Source organism: Azospirillum formosense (assembly GCF_013340925.1).
Taxonomy (GTDB): domain Bacteria; phylum Pseudomonadota; class Alphaproteobacteria; order Azospirillales; family Azospirillaceae; genus Azospirillum; species Azospirillum formosense.
On record NZ_WHOR01000124.1, the window covers coordinates 1 to 15,821 of the forward strand.

The 15,821-nt window shown below is 69.5% G+C and carries 12 protein-coding genes; 5 read left to right on the forward strand and 7 right to left on the reverse strand.

All coding sequences use genetic code 11. The features are described 5' to 3' along the window. Positions 1 to 254: 254 nt before the first annotated feature. From GBZ26_RS16690 to GBZ26_RS16700, 3 genes are all read left to right on the forward strand, one after another. The gene (locus tag GBZ26_RS16690; protein WP_174439793.1) at positions 255 to 1,985 is read left to right on the forward strand and encodes an NAD(P)H-dependent oxidoreductase subunit E; all 1,731 of its coding nucleotides are present in this window, start codon (positions 255 to 257) and stop codon (positions 1,983 to 1,985) included. Between the two features lies 1 nt (position 1,986). Continuing rightward, on the forward strand, positions 1,987 to 4,740 hold the full coding sequence (gene fdhF, locus GBZ26_RS16695) for a formate dehydrogenase subunit alpha (RefSeq protein ID WP_174439794.1): 2,754 nt from the start codon (positions 1,987 to 1,989) through the stop codon (positions 4,738 to 4,740). Positions 4,741 to 4,848: 108 nt separating this feature from the next. Next, the gene (locus tag GBZ26_RS16700) at positions 4,849 to 5,694 is read left to right on the forward strand and encodes an IclR family transcriptional regulator (protein ID WP_174439795.1); all 846 of its coding nucleotides are present in this window, start codon (positions 4,849 to 4,851) and stop codon (positions 5,692 to 5,694) included. Positions 5,695 to 6,130: 436 nt separating this feature from the next. Here GBZ26_RS16700 and soxR read toward each other — a convergent pair whose 3' ends face one another. Beyond that, positions 6,131 to 6,592 (reverse strand): redox-sensitive transcriptional activator SoxR, encoded by a 462-nt coding sequence (gene soxR / locus GBZ26_RS16705; RefSeq protein WP_137107334.1) that lies wholly within the window; start codon positions 6,590 to 6,592, stop codon positions 6,131 to 6,133. A gap of 97 nt (positions 6,593 to 6,689) precedes the next feature. Here soxR and GBZ26_RS16710 point away from each other — a divergent pair, with 97 nt between their 5' ends. Next, positions 6,690 to 6,950, forward strand: coding sequence for a hypothetical protein (locus tag GBZ26_RS16710; RefSeq protein WP_174439796.1), 261 nt, complete (start codon positions 6,690 to 6,692; stop codon positions 6,948 to 6,950). Between the two features lie 276 nt (positions 6,951 to 7,226). On the opposite strand, the gene frc is transcribed toward GBZ26_RS16710, so the two are convergent. Both frc and GBZ26_RS16720 read right to left on the reverse strand, forming a co-directional pair. Next, entirely contained in the window at positions 7,227 to 8,477 is a 1,251-nt protein-coding gene (gene frc / locus GBZ26_RS16715; RefSeq protein ID WP_174439797.1) for a formyl-CoA transferase, read from the reverse strand. Positions 8,478 to 8,560: 83 nt separating this feature from the next. Beyond that, positions 8,561 to 8,989, reverse strand: a complete 429-nt coding sequence (locus GBZ26_RS16720) for a PAS domain-containing protein (RefSeq protein ID WP_174439798.1) — start codon at positions 8,987 to 8,989, stop codon at positions 8,561 to 8,563. Between the two features lie 449 nt (positions 8,990 to 9,438). On the opposite strand from GBZ26_RS16720, the gene GBZ26_RS16725 reads away from it, so the two are divergent. Beyond that, positions 9,439 to 11,502 carry a methyl-accepting chemotaxis protein gene (locus tag GBZ26_RS16725; RefSeq protein WP_174439799.1) on the forward strand — a complete coding sequence of 688 codons (2,064 nt, stop codon included), beginning with the start codon at positions 9,439 to 9,441 and terminating at the stop codon, positions 11,500 to 11,502. A 12-nt stretch (positions 11,503 to 11,514) separates the two neighbouring features. Here the strand turns inward: GBZ26_RS16725 and GBZ26_RS16730 are convergent, their stop codons facing one another. The 4 genes from GBZ26_RS16730 to GBZ26_RS16745 all read right to left on the reverse strand — a co-directional run. Continuing rightward, positions 11,515 to 12,804, reverse strand: coding sequence for an amidohydrolase family protein (locus GBZ26_RS16730; RefSeq protein WP_174439800.1), 1,290 nt, complete (start codon positions 12,802 to 12,804; stop codon positions 11,515 to 11,517). After that, positions 12,804 to 13,727: an ABC transporter permease gene (locus GBZ26_RS16735; RefSeq protein ID WP_145708446.1), complete on the reverse strand. Its 924-nt coding sequence runs from the start codon at positions 13,725 to 13,727 to the stop codon at positions 12,804 to 12,806. Before GBZ26_RS16735 ends, GBZ26_RS16730 begins: the two co-directional genes overlap by 1 nt. Before the next feature lie 5 nt (positions 13,728 to 13,732). Then, a complete protein-coding gene (locus GBZ26_RS16740; protein WP_174439801.1) occupies positions 13,733 to 14,782 on the reverse strand; it encodes an ABC transporter permease in 1,050 nt (349 codons plus the stop codon). Further along, positions 14,772 to 15,821: ATP-binding cassette domain-containing protein (locus GBZ26_RS16745; protein WP_174439802.1), on the reverse strand; the 1,050-nt coding region annotated here is incomplete at its 5' end. The genes GBZ26_RS16740 and GBZ26_RS16745, both read right to left, overlap by 11 nt.

The following is a 15,821-nucleotide window of genomic DNA, read 5'->3' on the forward strand; positions in this document are numbered from 1 at the left end:
CGCGGTCAGCGCGGCGATGGACAGCGGCCGGCCGACGCTGATCAACGCGGTGATCGACCCCAACGCCGGGTCGGAGAGCGGCAACATCGGCAGCCTCAACCCCACCAGCGCCGTCCGCAAGGGTCCCAAGCAGTAACGCCTTCCTGAGTTATAAAAACAAAGCCCCCTCGGAAAAAACGGGGGGGCGGTTCCAAACGACGGCACGACATCCCAACGTTACGAAGAATCAAGCCTGACGAGAGGGGAGGGCGGACATGGACACGGCCATCGTCGCCAAAGACGACACCAAAAGGCGCGCCATCCATCCCGGTTCGGGGCGCCGGAACACCCGGCCCCAGCCGAAGGGCCGGCAGGTCGATCCGGCGGCCCTGGCGGAGGTGCAGGAACTCCTCGGTGACCGGTCCCGGCAGCGGGACCTGCTGATCGAGCATCTGCACCTGTTGCAGGACACCTACCACGGGCTGCACGCCCGCCACCTCGCGGCGCTGGCCCACGAGATGCGGCTGGCCCTGGTGGAGGTGTACGAGGTGGCGTCCTTCTACGCCCACTTCGACATCGTGATGGACGGGGAGGACGCTCCTCCGCCCGTGACCGTCCGGGTCTGCGACAGCCTGTCCTGCTGCATGGCCGGCGGCGAGAAGCTGCTCGACGAGCTGAAGGCCGCCGACATGGGGCCGGACGTCCGGGTGGTGCGCGCCCCCTGCATGGGCGCCTGCCACAACGCCCCGGCGGTGGCCATCGGCCACGCCCTGCACGAGAACGCCACGGTCGAGAGCGTGGTCACCGCCGTGAAGAACGGCGAGACGCACCCGCAGCTCCCCACCTATGTCAGCCTGGATCAGTACAAGGCGGAGGGCGGCTACCGCCTGCTCGCCGACTGTCTGACGGGCAACGTCCCGGTGGACGACATCCTCGGCAAGCTGGAAGGGGCCAACCTGCGTGGCCTCGGCGGCGCCGGCTTCCCGACCGGCCGCAAGTGGCGCTTCGTCCGCCACGAGCCCGGTCCCCGCCTGATGGCGGTGAACGGGGACGAGGGCGAGCCGGGCACCTTCAAGGACCGCTACTATCTGGAGAATGATCCGCACCGCTTCCTGGAAGGGATGCTGATCGGCGCCTGGGTGGTCGAGGCAACCGACGTCTACATCTACCTGCGCGACGAGTACCCGCACATCCGCGAGGTGCTGGAGCACGAGATCGCCGCCGTGGAAAAGGCGGGCCTCGCCGGGCACACCCGCATCCATCTGCGGCGCGGCGCCGGGGCCTACATCTGCGGCGAGGAGTCCGCGATGCTGGAGAGCATCGAGGGCAAGCGGGGCCTGCCGCGGCACAAGCCGCCCTTCCCGTCGGTCGTCGGCCTGTTCGGCCGCCCGACCCTTATCAACAACGTCGAGACGCTGTTCTGGATCAGGGACATCCTTGAGAAGGGCGCCGACTGGTGGGGCAGCCACGGGCGCAACGGCCGCAAGGGCCTGCGCAGCTACTCCGTCTCCGGCCATGTGAAGGATCCGGGCGTGAAGCTGGCCCCCGCCGGCGTCACCATCCGCGAGCTGATCGACGAGTATTGCGGCGGCATGGCCGACGGCCACACGCTCAAGGGCTATCTGCCCGGCGGCGCGTCGGGCGGCATCCTGCCCGCCAGCATGGACGACATCCCGCTGGACTTCGGCACGCTGGAGCAGCACGGCTGCTTCATCGGCTCCGCCGCGGTGGTCGTGCTGTCGGATCAGGACGACATGCGCAAGGTCGTGCGCAACCTGCTGGACTTCTTCGAGGACGAGAGCTGCGGCCAGTGCACGCCCTGCCGCGTCGGAACGGAGAAGGCGGTGGCGCTCATCAAGCAGCCGGTGTGGGACGAGCCGCTTCTGACGGAACTCGCCCGGCTGATGGGCACGGCGTCGATCTGCGGCCTGGGTCAGGCCGCGATGAACCCACTGAAGAGTGCGCTGAAGCACTTCCGCGACGATCTGCGCGGGGAGGTCCGGTGATATGAGCGACCGCATCCTGTTCCACCTCGACGACGAACTCGTCGAAGCCCACGCCGGCGAGACGATCTGGCAGGTCGCCAACCGCCTGGGCACCGAGATCCCGCATCTCTGCTACGCCGATGAGCCGGGCTACCGCGCGGACGGCAACTGCCGGGCCTGCATGGTCGAGATCGACGGCGAGCGTGCCATGTCGGCCTCCTGCGTGCGCCACCCGACGCCGGGCATGCGCGTCCGCTCGGCCAGCGAGAACGCCAAGTTCGCCCGCAAGATGGTCATCGAGATGCTGGTCGCCGACCAGCCGAAGCGGGAGGAGGCCCACGACCCGGACAGCAAGTTCTGGCGCTGGGCCGACCGTCTGGAGGTCTCGGACAGCCGCTTCCCCAGCCGCGAGTGCGCGCCGAAGCCCGACTTCAGCCACCCGGCCATGGCGGTGCAGCTCGACGCCTGCATCCAGTGCAACCTGTGCGTCCGCGCCTGCCGCGAGGTCCAGGTCAACGACGTCATCGGCATGGCGCTGCGCGGCCACAAGGAGACGATCGTCTTCGACTTCGCCGACCCGATGGGCGACAGCACCTGCGTCGCCTGCGGCGAGTGCGTCCAGGCCTGCCCGACCGGCGCGCTGATGCCGAAGACCCAGGTGGACCTGAACAGCGGCGTCTTCGCCGCCGCCCCGGACCGCAAGGTGGACAGCGTCTGCCCCTATTGCGGCGTCGGCTGCCAGCTGACCTACAACATCAAGGACGAGAAGCTGCTGTCGGTGACGGGCGGCGACGGCCCGGCCAACAAGAACCGGCTGTGCGTGAAGGGCCGCTTCGGCTTCGACTACATCCACCACCCGCACCGCCTGACCAAGCCGCTGATCCGCAAGGAGGGCGTGTCCAAGCACGACGTGGACATCGACCCGCTCAACCCGCTGACCCACTTCCGCGAGGCGAGCTGGGAGGAGGCCCTGGAGGTCGCCACCGCCGGCCTGCGCAAGATCCGCGACGAGCGGGGCGGCTCGGCGCTCGCCGGCTTCGGTTCGGCCAAGGGCTCCAATGAGGAAGCCTATCTGTTCCAGAAGCTGGTGCGCGTCGGCTTCGGCACCAACAACGTCGACCATTGCACCCGCCTGTGCCACGCCTCCTCGGTGGCGGCGCTGATCGAGGGCATCGGGTCGGGCGCGGTGACGGCTCCCTTCATGGCGGCCAAGGACGCCGAGGTGATCGTCGTCATCGGTTCCAACCCGACGGAGAACCACCCGGTCGCCGCGACCTTCTTCAAGAACGCGGCCAAGCGCGGCGCCAAGCTGGTCATCATGGACCCGCGCGGCCAGGTGCTGAAGCGCCACGCCAGCCACATGCTCCAGTTCAAGCCGGGCCGCGACGTGCCCATGCTGAACGCCATGCTGAACGTCATCATCAGCGAGGGGCTGTACGACGAGCGGTATGTGGCGGAGCACACCCAGGACTTCGAGGAGCTGCGCGCCCACATCGCCAGCTTCACCCCGGAGGCCATGGAGCCGGTCTGCGGCATCCCGGCGGAGCAGCTCCGCGAGGTCGCGCGCCTCTACGCCACCTCCAAGGGCTCGATCATCTTCTGGGGCATGGGCGTGTCGCAGCACACCCACGGCACCGACAACGTGCGCTGCCTGATCGCCCTGTCGCTGGTCACCGGCCAGATCGGGCGCCCCGGCACCGGCCTCCACCCGCTGCGCGGCCAGAACAACGTCCAGGGCGCCTCCGACGCCGGCCTGATCCCGATGATGTTCCCGGACTACCGTCCGGTGGACGATCCGGAGGTCCACGCCTTCTACGAGGATTTCTGGGACACCAAGCTGGACTCCAAGCGCGGCCTGACCGTCGTCGAGATCATGGACGCCATCCATGCCGGCTCGCTGAACGGCATGTACGTGATGGGCGAGAACCCGGCCATGTCCGACCCGGACGTGGAGCACGCCCGCGACGCGCTCGCCAAGCTCGACCATCTGGTGGTGCAGGACCTGTTCCTGACCGAGACGGCCAAATACGCCGACGTGGTTCTGCCCGCCTCGGCCTGGCCGGAGAAGACCGGCACGGTGACCAACACCAACCGCCAGGTCCAGCTCGGCCGCCAGGCCCTGCCGCCGCCGGGCGAGGCCCGGCAGGACCTGTGGATCGTCAACGCCATGGCCCGCGGCCTGGGTCTGGACTGGAACTACGAGCATCCGCGCGACGTGTTCCGGGAGATGAAGGGGGCGATGCCGTCGCTCGACAACATCACCTGGGAGCGGCTGGAGCGCGAGCGTTCGGTCACCTATCCCAGCCTGTCCGCGGACGATCCGGGCCAGGAGATCGTGTTCGGCGACGGCTTCCCCACGGCCACCGGCCGCGGGCGTCTGGTCCCCGCCGACGTGATCCCGCCGGCCGAGGAGCCGGACGCCGAGTTCCCGATGGTCCTGACCACCGGGCGCCAGCTCGAGCATTGGCACACCGGGTCGATGACCCGGCGCGCCCAGGTTCTCGACGATCTGGAGCCGGAGGCGGTGGCCTACATGAGCCCGGCGGACCTGCGGCGGCTGGGGGCCAAGGGCGGCGACCGCATGAAGGTCACCACCCGGCGCGGCACCATCGAGCTGAAGGCGCGGTCGGACTACAACGTCCCGTCCGGGCTGGTGTTCGTGCCCTTCTGCTACGCCGAGGCGGCGGCCAACGTGCTGACCAACCCGAAGCTGGACCCCTACGGGAAGATTCCCGAGTTCAAGTTCGCCGCGGCCCGCATCGAGCCGGCGGCATAGCCAACCGGCGGCCCCCGCTCCCCGCAAGGGAGAACCGGGGGCCGCCACACCCGAGGACGACAACGGCGCGATGCAACAGCGCCGGACGATTTCGAGAGGGATGGGACGATGAAGACGCAAGCGCTGATGATGGCACCCCCGGCCCCGCGGGCCGAAGGCCGCGCGGAAACCGTTGACCGTGCGGCGAAGGGCAATCTCGTTCAGTCGCTGTCGCGGGCACTGAGCATCATGACCATCCTCGGCCAGTCGGACAGCCCGATGAGCCTGACCGCTGTGGCCGAAGCGGCGCATCTCTCGCCCTCCACGGCGCACCGCCTTCTGACCACCTTGCAGGAGGAGCGCTACGTGCGCTTCGATCAGGGCAAGCGTGGCTGGGCGATCGGGGTGCAGGCCTATATGACCGGCACCGGCTTCCTGAAGACGCGCAGCCTGCTCGACGTCGCCCGTCCGCGCATGCGCCGGCTGATGGAGGAGACCAGCGAGGTCGTCAATCTGGCCGTCGAGGAGAACGGCGAGGCCATCTATCTGCACCGTGTCGGCGGTCCGCGCGTCGCCCAGGCGGCGCTGCCCGTCACCGACCGCACGCTGCTGCACTGTTCCGCCGTGGGCAAGGCTCTGCTCGCCGGCATGCCCGACACGCGGGTGCAGAGCATCGTGACCCAGCGCGGCATGCGTCAGTTCACCCGGACCACCGTGTCGTCGATCCCGGCGCTGCACCGGGAGCTGATCCTGACGCGCGACCGCGGCTACGCCGTGGACCAGGAGGAGCGGGTCAGCGGCCTGCACTGCGTCGCCGCGGCGATCTACGACGAGCAGGCCCGCGTCATCGGCGCGTTGTCGCTGTCGAGCACCAACCGGCGTCTGGACGACGCCCGCGTCGTGGCCTTCGGCGAGATGGTCAAGCGCACCGCCGCGGCGGTGACCGCCGAGATCGGCGGGCGGTTCCCCACCTGATCCCTGGGCCTGACCGAGACACCCCTACGGAATTCGAATTCGCGCCGGCCGGGAGGCGCGATCCGCCCCGATCCGCAAATCCTTCGGATTGGGTCGAGGCGGCTGTTACCCCGGTTTCCTTCCTGTCACGTAGTGCTGCCCTGAAGAAACTGACCGCGCCCGCAAAGGCGCGGTCTTTTTTTTTGCAAAATACTTTGTTTCCACAATGTGGAAACTTGCGATTCCTTGTTGCGTCTCAGCGACGACTCTGGCATCATTCTTCTTACACAGGGTTCATCACCCTTTGTATCGGGCGGGTTGTTGCTCCGCATTATATGCGAGCCTCTCGGATACTGGCCGTGCTGGAAACAGCACGGCCTTTTTATTGCCGGGACGGCGCCGGATGAGGAGGCTATGCTGCAGTGCGGCAAAACAGCGCGGCAAAACAGTGCCGAGATCACCGCGGATCGAGCAGGCGCGGGCCGGGACCGTCCTCCGACAACTCGTCCCAGGGGTTGCGCAGCGGGCATTCGCCGAGCGACAGGCAGCCGCAGCCGATGCACCCCTCCAGCCCGTCGCGCAGCCTGGTGAGCACGGCGATGCGCTCGTCCAGGTCGGCTTTCCAGGCCGCGGACAAGCGTTTCCAGTCCTCCGCGGTGGGCGTCCGGCCGTCGGGCAGGGTCTTCAGCGCCTGCGCGATGGTGGCCAGCGGAACGCCCAGGCGCTGGGCGACCTTGATGACGGCGATGCGCCGGAGCACGTCGCGGGGGAAGCGGCGCTGGTTGCCGCTGCTCCGCCAGCTCGCGATCAGCCCCTTTGATTCGTAGAAGTGGATGGTGGACACTGCCACACCGGAGCGTTCCGCGACCTCGCCGACGGAAAGGTCCTTGTCCATGTCGGCGGGATCGAGAATCGCCATCGCCGGGCCTCCCCTGGGGTTCGGAACCTCTTGACCTCAAGTGAAGTTGAGGTTGTATCGAGAGAGAGTCAACAGCGCGCCGCATCGAGGGTAGCCGATGATTTCACCAACCTCCGTCGACTGGACTTCGCTCAACACCCTGCGCGCCACGCCGGGGCCGGAGGTGACGGCTCTGCCGGCCTCGTTCCTGACGATCACCAAGGCCGCGAACCTGAAGCCGGCCATCGTCCGCCCGGTGCTGGACGGGCTGCTGCGCCAGGGCTTCGTGCGCGAGTACGAGACCCAGTACGGGAAGGCCTACGCCCGCACGCCGGAGGGCAACCGGCGCATCCGCGAAGTGCGGGAGTGGCTGCGGTAAGGTTCGGGATTTTCGGAGGGCGATCGGTTCTTCACGGATTGCACGGATTCGGGCACGGATTTCACGGATTTTTTCATTCGTGCGCAGCGCGTGCTTGCCCCGGTCAGCGATGGCTGGGCAAGCCGATGAATAATCCGTGTCATTCGTGTTCAAATCCGTGCAATCCGTGAAGCCTCTGTTGTCCGACAAGAAACCTGCCCCCGCACAACGAAAAAACGGCGCCCCTTTTGGGGGCGCCGTCTTCGCGAGGTGTGCCGTCAGACTGTCGGGAAACGATCAGACAACCTTGTTGGCGTGCAACTCGGCGATCTGCTCCGGGGTGTAGCCGAGGCTGGCCAGAACCTCGTCGGAGTGCTCGCCGAGCAGCGGCGACCCGGTCACTTCGACGGTCATGTCGGAGAACTTGATCGGGCTGCCGACGGTCAGGTACTTGCCGCGGGCCTTGTGATCGACCTCGACGATCGTGCCGCTCTTGCGGAGCGACGGGCAATCGGCGATCTCCTTCATGGTCAGCACCGGGGCGCACGGGATGTCGAACTTGCGCAGGATGTCGACCGCCTCGTACTTCGTCTTGTCGGCCAGCCAGCCTTCGATGAAGGCGAAGATGTCGAAGATCTTGTCCTGACGCGCCTGGGCGGTGTTGTAGGCCGGATCGTCGATCCACTCCGGCTTGCCAAGAGCCTTACAAATCGGCGCCCAGGCATGGCCCTGGATGGTGAAGTAGATGTAGGCGTTCGGATCGGTCTCGGCGCCCTTGCACTTCAACACCCAGCCCGGCTGGCCGCCGCCGCCGGCGTTGCCGCCACGCGGAACCACGTCGGAGAACTCGCCGTGCGGGTACTGCGGGTACTCTTCCAGGTAGCCGACGCGGTCGAGGCGCTGCTGGTCGCGCAGCTTGACGCGGCAGAGGTTGATGACCGAGTCCTGCATCGACACGGCGACCTTCTGGCCCTTGCCGGTCTTCGAACGGCCCATGAGGGCGGTCAGGATGCCGATGGCGAGGTGCATGCCGGTGTTGCTGTCGCCGAGAGCGGCGGCGCTGACGGTCGGCGGGCCATCCCAGAAACCGGTGGTCGAAGCCGCACCGCCGGCGCACTGGGCGACGTTCTCGTAGACCTTCAGGTCCTCGTAATGGTGGCCGTCGCTGAAGCCCTTCACCGAGGCGACGATCATGCCCGGGTTCAGCTCGTTGATGCGCTCCCAGGTGAAGCCCATGCGGTCGAGCGCGCCCGGCCCGAAGTTCTCCACGAGGACGTCGGACTCCTTGATCAGCTTCTCAAGGATTTCCTTGCCCTGCGGGGTCTTGGTGTCCAGCGTCAGCGAGCGCTTGTTGCTGTTCAGCATCGTGAAGTAGAGCGCGTCCGCTTCGGGAATGTCACGGAGCTGGTTGCGGGTGACGTCGCCGGAACCCGGCCGCTCCACCTTGATGACGTCCGCGCCGTACCAAGCGAGGAGCTGCGTGCAGGCGGGGCCGGCCTGAACGTGGGTGAAGTCGATGATCTTGATCCCTTCGAGCGGCTTGCTCATGGCTCGTTTACTCCCTCTCACTTATTGCGATGCCGTTGTTGAGCACTGGACAACACGGACAAACTGGCGGGATGGGTTGTGGGTTACGGACTTGCGGACTCCAACTCCGACAGGCGTCGGCGGAGCTTGCGCTCCTCGGCCCAGCGGCTGCTCTCGTCGCGGATGATGGCGACGATTCCGGTCACCGTGCCGTCCGGCGCGGTCAGCAGGGCGACCGTGAAGGCGATGGACAGGGCGTGCCCGTCCTTGTGCAGGGCCGGGACGCGCAGCACATCGCTGCCGTAGCGCGTCTGGCCCGTGCGCATGGTGTTGGCATAGCCGTCCCAATGGCGCTGGCGCTGGCGTTCCGGGATGATGATGTCGAGCGATTGCCCCAACGCTTCGCCCTCCGCGAAGCCGAACATCCGCTCGGCCGCCGGATTCCACAAAGTGATGGCGCCCTGCGCGTCGGACACGACGATTGCGTCCCCGGCGGCCATGACCAGCTGTGCGAAATCGACTGTTGCGCTCATGAAAGCATTCGCTCCGACACCGGACCCGAAACCTTCCGGCACCGTCATGTTTTCTTCAAAACACGCCCGCGCCGTTGGTTTTGCACTTCGTTTCCGAAGCGCGATGGGATGTGAGATACCGTATACCAGATGCGAAATGCCTGGCAAGCCCTTTTGTGCGTTATGCGAACTAATCGCGCTCCGGACCTTTCGCGGCAAATGCCGGGTAAGGGGAAAGGGTGGCCCGATGCGCGCATCCCGGTCCGATCCGGCACCAGGGAACCGCCATGAAGCCTCCGGTATAAAACCGACACCCGCCTCGTCCGTGGCGGATGGGGGAGGCGGCGGGCGCTCGCCACCGTTGAGCCGGCGGATGATCCGTAGTCGGCGGATATGGCCGTTCGGTTTTCGGTGTGCCAAGATGGCCGCCCGCCCCCGATTTGGGGCGGCGGCACGGACAGGGTAGGGGCATGACGGGGCGTTTCAGAACCAAGATCATCATCGGCATGACCGCTGTCCTGGCCGTGGGAGCGGCGGCGGTCACTTCGGTTTCCCTGTTCCTGTCGCGCGACGCCGCGGAGCGGGCGGTCACGACCCTGGTGGCCGAAACCGCCGATCACCACGGCGCGCGGGTGGCCGCCGACATCTCCGCCGCCCTGGCCGATGCCCGCTCCGCCGCCGCGCTGGTGGAGGTGGAGCGCTCCACCGGCGCCCCGCGCCGGGAGACGGTCAACCGCTATCTCAACCGCCTGATGGCGGTCGGCCCGCTCTACGCCGGGGTGTGGGTTGACATGGCCGACGATGGGTTCGACGGGCGCGACCGTGAGGCTGCCGGTCTGGACCGCGGCGGCGAGATCCTCGGCCTGCCCGGCACCGGGCGGATGAGCCTGCTGTGGCTGCCCGGCCCCAAGGCCGACGACAGCGAGGGCTATCCCTTCTCCGACGTAAAGGAGAAAGAATATTACCGGGCCGCCGCGGCGGCCGGGAAGCCGGTGCTGACCGAACCCTATCTGGACGACCTGACCAAGACGCTGATGACCAGCGCCGCCGCCCCCGTGAAGGACGGCGACCGGGTGATCGGCGTCGCCGGCGTCGACCTGACGCTGAGCGGATTGACCGATCTGGTCCGACAGGTGAAGCCCTACGGCGACGGCCATGCGGCGGTGCTCACCGGCGCCGGGGTCTATGTGGCCCATCCCGACGCCGGCCGTCTCTCCCATCCCGCCGACGACCTGCCGGAGGAGGCGCGCCGCGCCATCGCCGAGGGGCGGGCCTACGACGGCGTCGTCACGCTCGGCGGCGCCCCCTATTACCTGCGCCTGTCGCCGGTCCGCTTCACCGGCGCGGACGGCGCGTGGTCGTTCCTGGTCGCCGCGCCGCAGGCCAGCGTGATGGCCGACGCCAACCGGCTGACCCTGCTGACCGTTCTGGTCGGGGTGGGCTGCATCCTGCTCGGCGGTCTGGTGGCGTGGCGGGTGGGCGACGGCATCGCCCGGCCGATCGCCGGGCTGACCGTCACCATGGACCGGCTGGCCGCCGGCGATCTGAACGCCGCCATCCCCGGCGCCGACCGCAAGGACGAGGCGGGCGCCATGGCCCGCGCGGTCGGGGTGTTCAAGCAGGGGCTGGTGCAGGCCCGCGATCTGGGCCGCCAGCAGGAGGCGGAATGGCGCGCTAGGGAGGCGCGGACCGCCGCCCTGCTCGACCTGCAGCGCGGGTTCGAGGAGCGGGCGGGCGGCCTGACCGGGGCGCTGGCATCAGCCGCGCAGCAGCTCGAATCCACCGCCCGCGCCCTCACCGGCATCGCCGAGCAGACCCACGGCCGGTCGGAGCGGATGACGCTTTCCGCCCATTCCGCCGCGGACAACGTGCAGACCGCCGCCGCCGCGACCGAGGAGCTGTCGGCCTCGGTGGAGGAGATCGGGCAGCAGGTGGGCGAGTCCGCCCGCATCGCCGAGGCGGCGGTGGCCGACGTGAAGCGCGCCGACTCGGCGGTCGTCGTGCTGGCCGACAGCGCGGAGCGGATCGGCGCCGTCGTCGGGCTGATCAACGACATCGCCGGCCAGACCAACCTGCTGGCGCTGAACGCCACCATCGAGGCGGCCCGCGCCGGCGAGGCCGGAAAGGGCTTCGCGGTGGTCGCCGGGGAGGTCAAGAGCCTGGCCAACCAGACCGCCCGCGCGACCGAGGACATCGTCGGCCAGATCAAGGGCATCCGCGACGCGACGGGCGAGGCGGTGGAGGCGGTGCGGAGCATCAGCCAGACCATCGCCCAGGTCAGCCGCATCGCGTCCGGCATCGCGGCGGCGGTGGACCAGCAGTCCGCCGCCACCCGCGACATCGCCCGCAGCGTCCTGCAGGCCGCCGACGGCGCCCGCGAGGTCAGCGGCGGCATGGGCGAGATCCGGGCCGGGGCGGGCGATACGGGCGCTGCCGCCGACCAGCTCCTCGCCGCCGCCGCCGGGGTGGCCGGTCAGTCCAAGGAACTGGCCCGCGAAATCGACCGCTTCATCGCCGGGGTCCACAAGGCTTGATCAGCGGGACGGTTACCGCGCCCGCGCGGTGGGCAGGGTGAAGGACACCGACTCCGGGCGCCCCGGCAGGGAGAGCTGGGCCTCCACCGGGGCGCAGCGGCTGACCACGGCGCCACGGCGCAGGACGAACAGGCGGGTGGCGCGGGTGCGGATCGCCTCCACCGGGTCGGCGGCCTGGAGCACCACCAGATCGGCGTGGCAGCCCACCTCCAGCCCGTAGCCGTCGAGGTGCAGCAGCTTGGCCGGGGCCTCCGTCACCGCGCGGAAGCAGGCGAGCATCCCGTCGTAGCCGGTCATCTGCCCGACATGCAGGCCCATGTGCGCGACCTCCAGCATGTCGCCGGAGCCGAGCGGGTACCAGGGGTCCATCACGCAGTCGTGGCCCAGCGCCACGGTCAGGCCGGCGCCCATCAGCTCCGGCACGCGGGTCATGCCGCGGCGCTTGGGATACGTGTCGTGGCGGCCCTGGAGCGTGATGTTGATCAGCGGGTTGGCGATGACGCCGAGCTTCGCCTCGACCATCAGCGGGATCAGCTTGGAGACATAGTAGTTGTCCATGGAATGCATGGAGGTGAGGTGCGAGCCGGTCACCCGGCCCTGCATCCCCAGCCGCTGCGTCTCGTAGGCCAGCGTCTCGACATGGCGGGACAGCGGGTCGTCCGACTCGTCGCAATGCATGTCGACCAGCAGCCCGCGCTCCGCCGCGATCTCGCAGAGCAGCTTCACGGAGGCCGCACCATCGGTCATCGTCCGCTCGAAATGCGGAATGCCGCCGACCACGTCCACGCCCATGTCGAGCGCGCGCTTCAGCAGGTCCAGCGCGCCGGGGGAGCGCTGGACGCCGTCCTGCGGGAAGGCGACGAGCTGCAGGTCGAGGTAGGGGGCGACCCGCCGCTTGACCTCCAGCAGCGATTCCACGGCCAGCAGGCGCGGGTCGCAGATGTCCACATGGCTGCGGATCGCCAGCAGGCCGCGCGCCACCGCCCAGTCGCAATAGGCCAGCGCCCGCTCGACGATGGCGTCCTGGACGAGCTGCGGCTTCAGCTCGCCCCACAGCGCGATGCCCTCCAGCAGCGTGCCGGAGCGGTTGACCCGCGGCAGGCCGTAGCTGAGCGTGGAGTCCATGTGGAAGTGCGAATCGACGAAAGGCGGCGTGACCAGCCGGCCCGTCGCGTCGATCTCCTCCCCGGCGGGGCCGGGCAGGTCCTTCTCCACGGCGGCGATGCGGCCCTCGCGGACGCCGATGTCCATGCCGGTGCGGCCGTCTGGCAGCGTGGCGCGGCGCAGGATCAGATCGAACATCAGCGTTCTCCTTTGCGATACGGGATCATCAGCGCCCGCGGGTAGGAGGCGCGGCGCGCCACCAGCACCAGCGCCAGGATGCTCAACAGGTAGGGCATCATCAGGAACAGCTGGTAGGGCAGGACGCCCCCCGCCACCTGCTGAAGCCGCAATTGCAGCGCGTCGAAGGCGGCGAACAGCACCGCGCCCAGCAATGCCTTGCCGGGCCGCCAGGAGGCGAAGACGACCAGCGCGATGCAGATCCAGCCGCGCCCGTTGACCATGTTGAAGAAAAAGGCGTTGAAGGCCGACAGGGTGAGGAAGGCCCCGGCCAGCGCCATCAGCGCGCTTCCCGCCACCACCGCGCCGATGCGCACCGCGGTGACGCTGAGGCCCTGGGCCTCCGCCGCCGCCGGATTCTCGCCGACCATGCGCACCGCCAGCCCGACCGGCGTGCGGTAGAGGACGTAGGCGACCACGGCGACGAGGATCAGCGCCATGTAGGTCATCGGCGTCTGGGCCAGCGCGCCGGGCAGGTCCAGCGGCTGGAACGGCTCGATGGTCGGCGGGGTGCTCGCCTGCGGCAGGACGAGGCGGTAGACGAAGTAGGACAGGCTGGTGCCGAGCAGCGTGACGCCGATGCCCGCCACATGCTGCGACAGGCCCAGCGGCACCGTCAGGGTGGCGTGCAGCAGCCCCATCAGCCCGCCGCACAGCGCCGCCACCAGAACGCCGGTCCACAGGTCGGCCCCCTGGTAGACGGCCATCCAGCCGGCCATGGCGCCCATCGTCATGATGCCCTCGATGCCGAGGTTCAGGACGCCCGCCCGCTCGCACAGCAGCTCGCCCAGCGTGCCGAGGATGTAGGGCGTGGCGATGCGCAGCACCGCCGTCCAGAAGGCGGCGGAGACCAGGATGTCGAGGATCGTTTGGAACAGCTCCATGGCACTCACCCCCGCCGCAGCCGGTAGCGCGTCAGCAGCCCGGCGACCAGCATGCACAGCAGGCTGGTGGCGACGAGCACGTCGGCGATGTAGTTGGGCACCGGCATGGCGCGGCTCATGGCGTCGGCGCCGACGAAGATGCCGGCGATGAAGACCGCCGCCCCGACCACGCCGACCGGGTGAAGCTGCGCCAGCATGGCGACGACGATGCCGCTGTAGCCGAAGCCCGGCGACAGGTCGAGCGTCAGGTAGCCCTTCAGCCCGCAGACCTCGATCACCCCGGCCAGCCCCGCCAGCCCGCCGGACAGCAGTGCGGTGCGCAGCATGACGCGGGTCACCGGCATGCCGGCGAAGGCCGCGGCGCGCGGGTTGGCGCCGACCGCCCGGTTCTCGTAGCCCCAGATGGTCCGGGTGTCGATCAGCCAGAGCAGCGCCGACAGGCCCAACGCGACCAGCAGGCCGGTGTGCAGCCGCGTGCGCTCGACCAGCTTGGGCAGTTCGGCGGCCTCGACGACCGGGGCGGACTGCGGCCAGCCCATGCCCATGGGGTCCTTCAGCGCGCCCTCCAGCAGCATGGAGACGAGCAGCAGGACGATGAAGTTCAGCAGCAGCGTCGTCACCACCTCGTCCACGCCGAAGCGCACCTTCAGCACGGCGGGGCCGAGCAGCGTGGCGCCCCCGGCGGCGGCCCCGGCGATCATCACGGTCGGCAGCAGCAGCCAGGCAGGCAGGTCGAGCATCCCGCCGCCCAGCACGACGGCGGCGAGCGCGCCCATGTAGAGCTGCCCCTCCGCGCCGATGTTCCACAGCTTGGCGCGGAAGGCCACGGCGGCGGCGAGGCCGGTGAGGATCAGCGGGGTGGCGCGGGTCAGCGTCTCCGTCAGGGCGAAGCGGGAGCCGGCGGCCCCTTCCAGCAGCAGGCCGTAGGCGCGCAGCACCGGCGCGCCGGTCCAGGCGACCAGCAGCGCGCAGAGCGCCAGCGCAGCCGCCACCGCCACCACGGGCGCCAGCAGGCGGGCGGCCAGCGGGGTATGCTCTCGCGGTTCAAGCCGCATCGACGATCTCCGGCAGAATCTCCCAATGCCCAGCCATCAGCAGGCCGAGCTGGCGGACCGACACGCGGCCGTGCGGCAGTACGGGGGTGAGGCGCCCGTGATAGGCGACGGTGATGCCGTCGGCCAGCGCCAGGATCTCGTCCAGATCCTCGGAGATCACCAACACCCCGGCCCCGGCGGCGCGGGCCTCCAGCAGCCGCCCATGGACGTAGGACACCGCGCCGACGTCCAGGCCGCGGGTCGGCTGGCTCGCCAGGATCAGGTCGGGACCGTGGGCCAGCGTGCGGCCCAGGATCAGCTTCTGCATGTTGCCGCCGGACAGCAGCTGCGTGCGGGCGTCCGGCCCCGGGCAGCGCACATCGAACGCCTTGATCACCTCCTCGGCGTAGGCGCGGGCGGCCCCCCGGCGGATCAGGCCGAAGCGCTGGAAGGCGGGGTCGTGGTAGCGCTCGGCGATCAGGTTCTCCCAGACCGCCATGGCGCCGACGAGGCCGGCGGCGTGCCGGTCCTCCGGGATGCGGGCGACGCCGCGCCGGACCATCTCCGCCGGTTCCGCGTTGCCGGCGGGCTCGCCCTTCAGCGCCATGGTGCCGGAGTCGGGGTGGATCAGGCCGCTGACCAGCTCGGCCAGCGCGGTCTGCCCGTTGCCCGACACGCCGGCGATGCCGACGATCTGGCGGCGGCGCACGGTGAGGTCCACGCCGTCGAGCAGCGGGCGCCCGTGGCCGGAGGCGACGGTGACGCCGGACAGCGTCAGCACCGGCTCGCCCGGCTCCAGCGGGGTCGGGGTGGGCGGCTTCAGGGCGCGGCCGACCATCAGCTCGGCCAGCTCCTCGCGGTCGGTCTCGGCGGTCCTGCGGGTGGCGACGAGGCGCCCGCCCCGCCGCACGGCCACCGTGTCGCCGGCCGCGAAGACCCCGTTCCTCTTGTGGCTGGTGAAGACCACGGCCCGACCGTCGGCGGGCAGGGGGCGCCGCGTGTCGAACAGGCGGGCCCGGTCCTTCCGGGGCAGGACCCCGGCGGGCCCGGCCACGGGCCG

Bases quoted from the DNA above. Each gene is read 5' to 3' on its own strand.
- GBZ26_RS16690 (WP_174439793.1), top strand. From the start codon at position 255: ATGGACACGGCCATCGTCGCCAAAGACGACACCAAAAGGCGCGCCATC.
- fdhF (WP_174439794.1), top strand. From the start codon at position 1,987: ATGAGCGACCGCATCCTGTTCCACCTCGACGACGAACTCGTCGAAGCC.
- GBZ26_RS16700 (WP_174439795.1), top strand. From the start codon at position 4,849: ATGAAGACGCAAGCGCTGATGATGGCACCCCCGGCCCCGCGGGCCGAA.
- soxR (WP_137107334.1), bottom strand. From the start codon at position 6,592: ATGGCGATTCTCGATCCCGCCGACATGGACAAGGACCTTTCCGTCGGC.
- GBZ26_RS16710 (WP_174439796.1), top strand. From the start codon at position 6,690: ATGATTTCACCAACCTCCGTCGACTGGACTTCGCTCAACACCCTGCGC.
- frc (WP_174439797.1), bottom strand. From the start codon at position 8,477: ATGAGCAAGCCGCTCGAAGGGATCAAGATCATCGACTTCACCCACGTT.
- GBZ26_RS16720 (WP_174439798.1), bottom strand. From the start codon at position 8,989: ATGAGCGCAACAGTCGATTTCGCACAGCTGGTCATGGCCGCCGGGGAC.
- GBZ26_RS16725 (WP_174439799.1), top strand. From the start codon at position 9,439: ATGACGGGGCGTTTCAGAACCAAGATCATCATCGGCATGACCGCTGTC.
- GBZ26_RS16730 (WP_174439800.1), bottom strand. From the start codon at position 12,804: ATGTTCGATCTGATCCTGCGCCGCGCCACGCTGCCAGACGGCCGCACC.
- GBZ26_RS16735 (WP_145708446.1), bottom strand. From the start codon at position 13,727: ATGGAGCTGTTCCAAACGATCCTCGACATCCTGGTCTCCGCCGCCTTC.
- GBZ26_RS16740 (WP_174439801.1), bottom strand. From the start codon at position 14,782: ATGCGGCTTGAACCGCGAGAGCATACCCCGCTGGCCGCCCGCCTGCTG.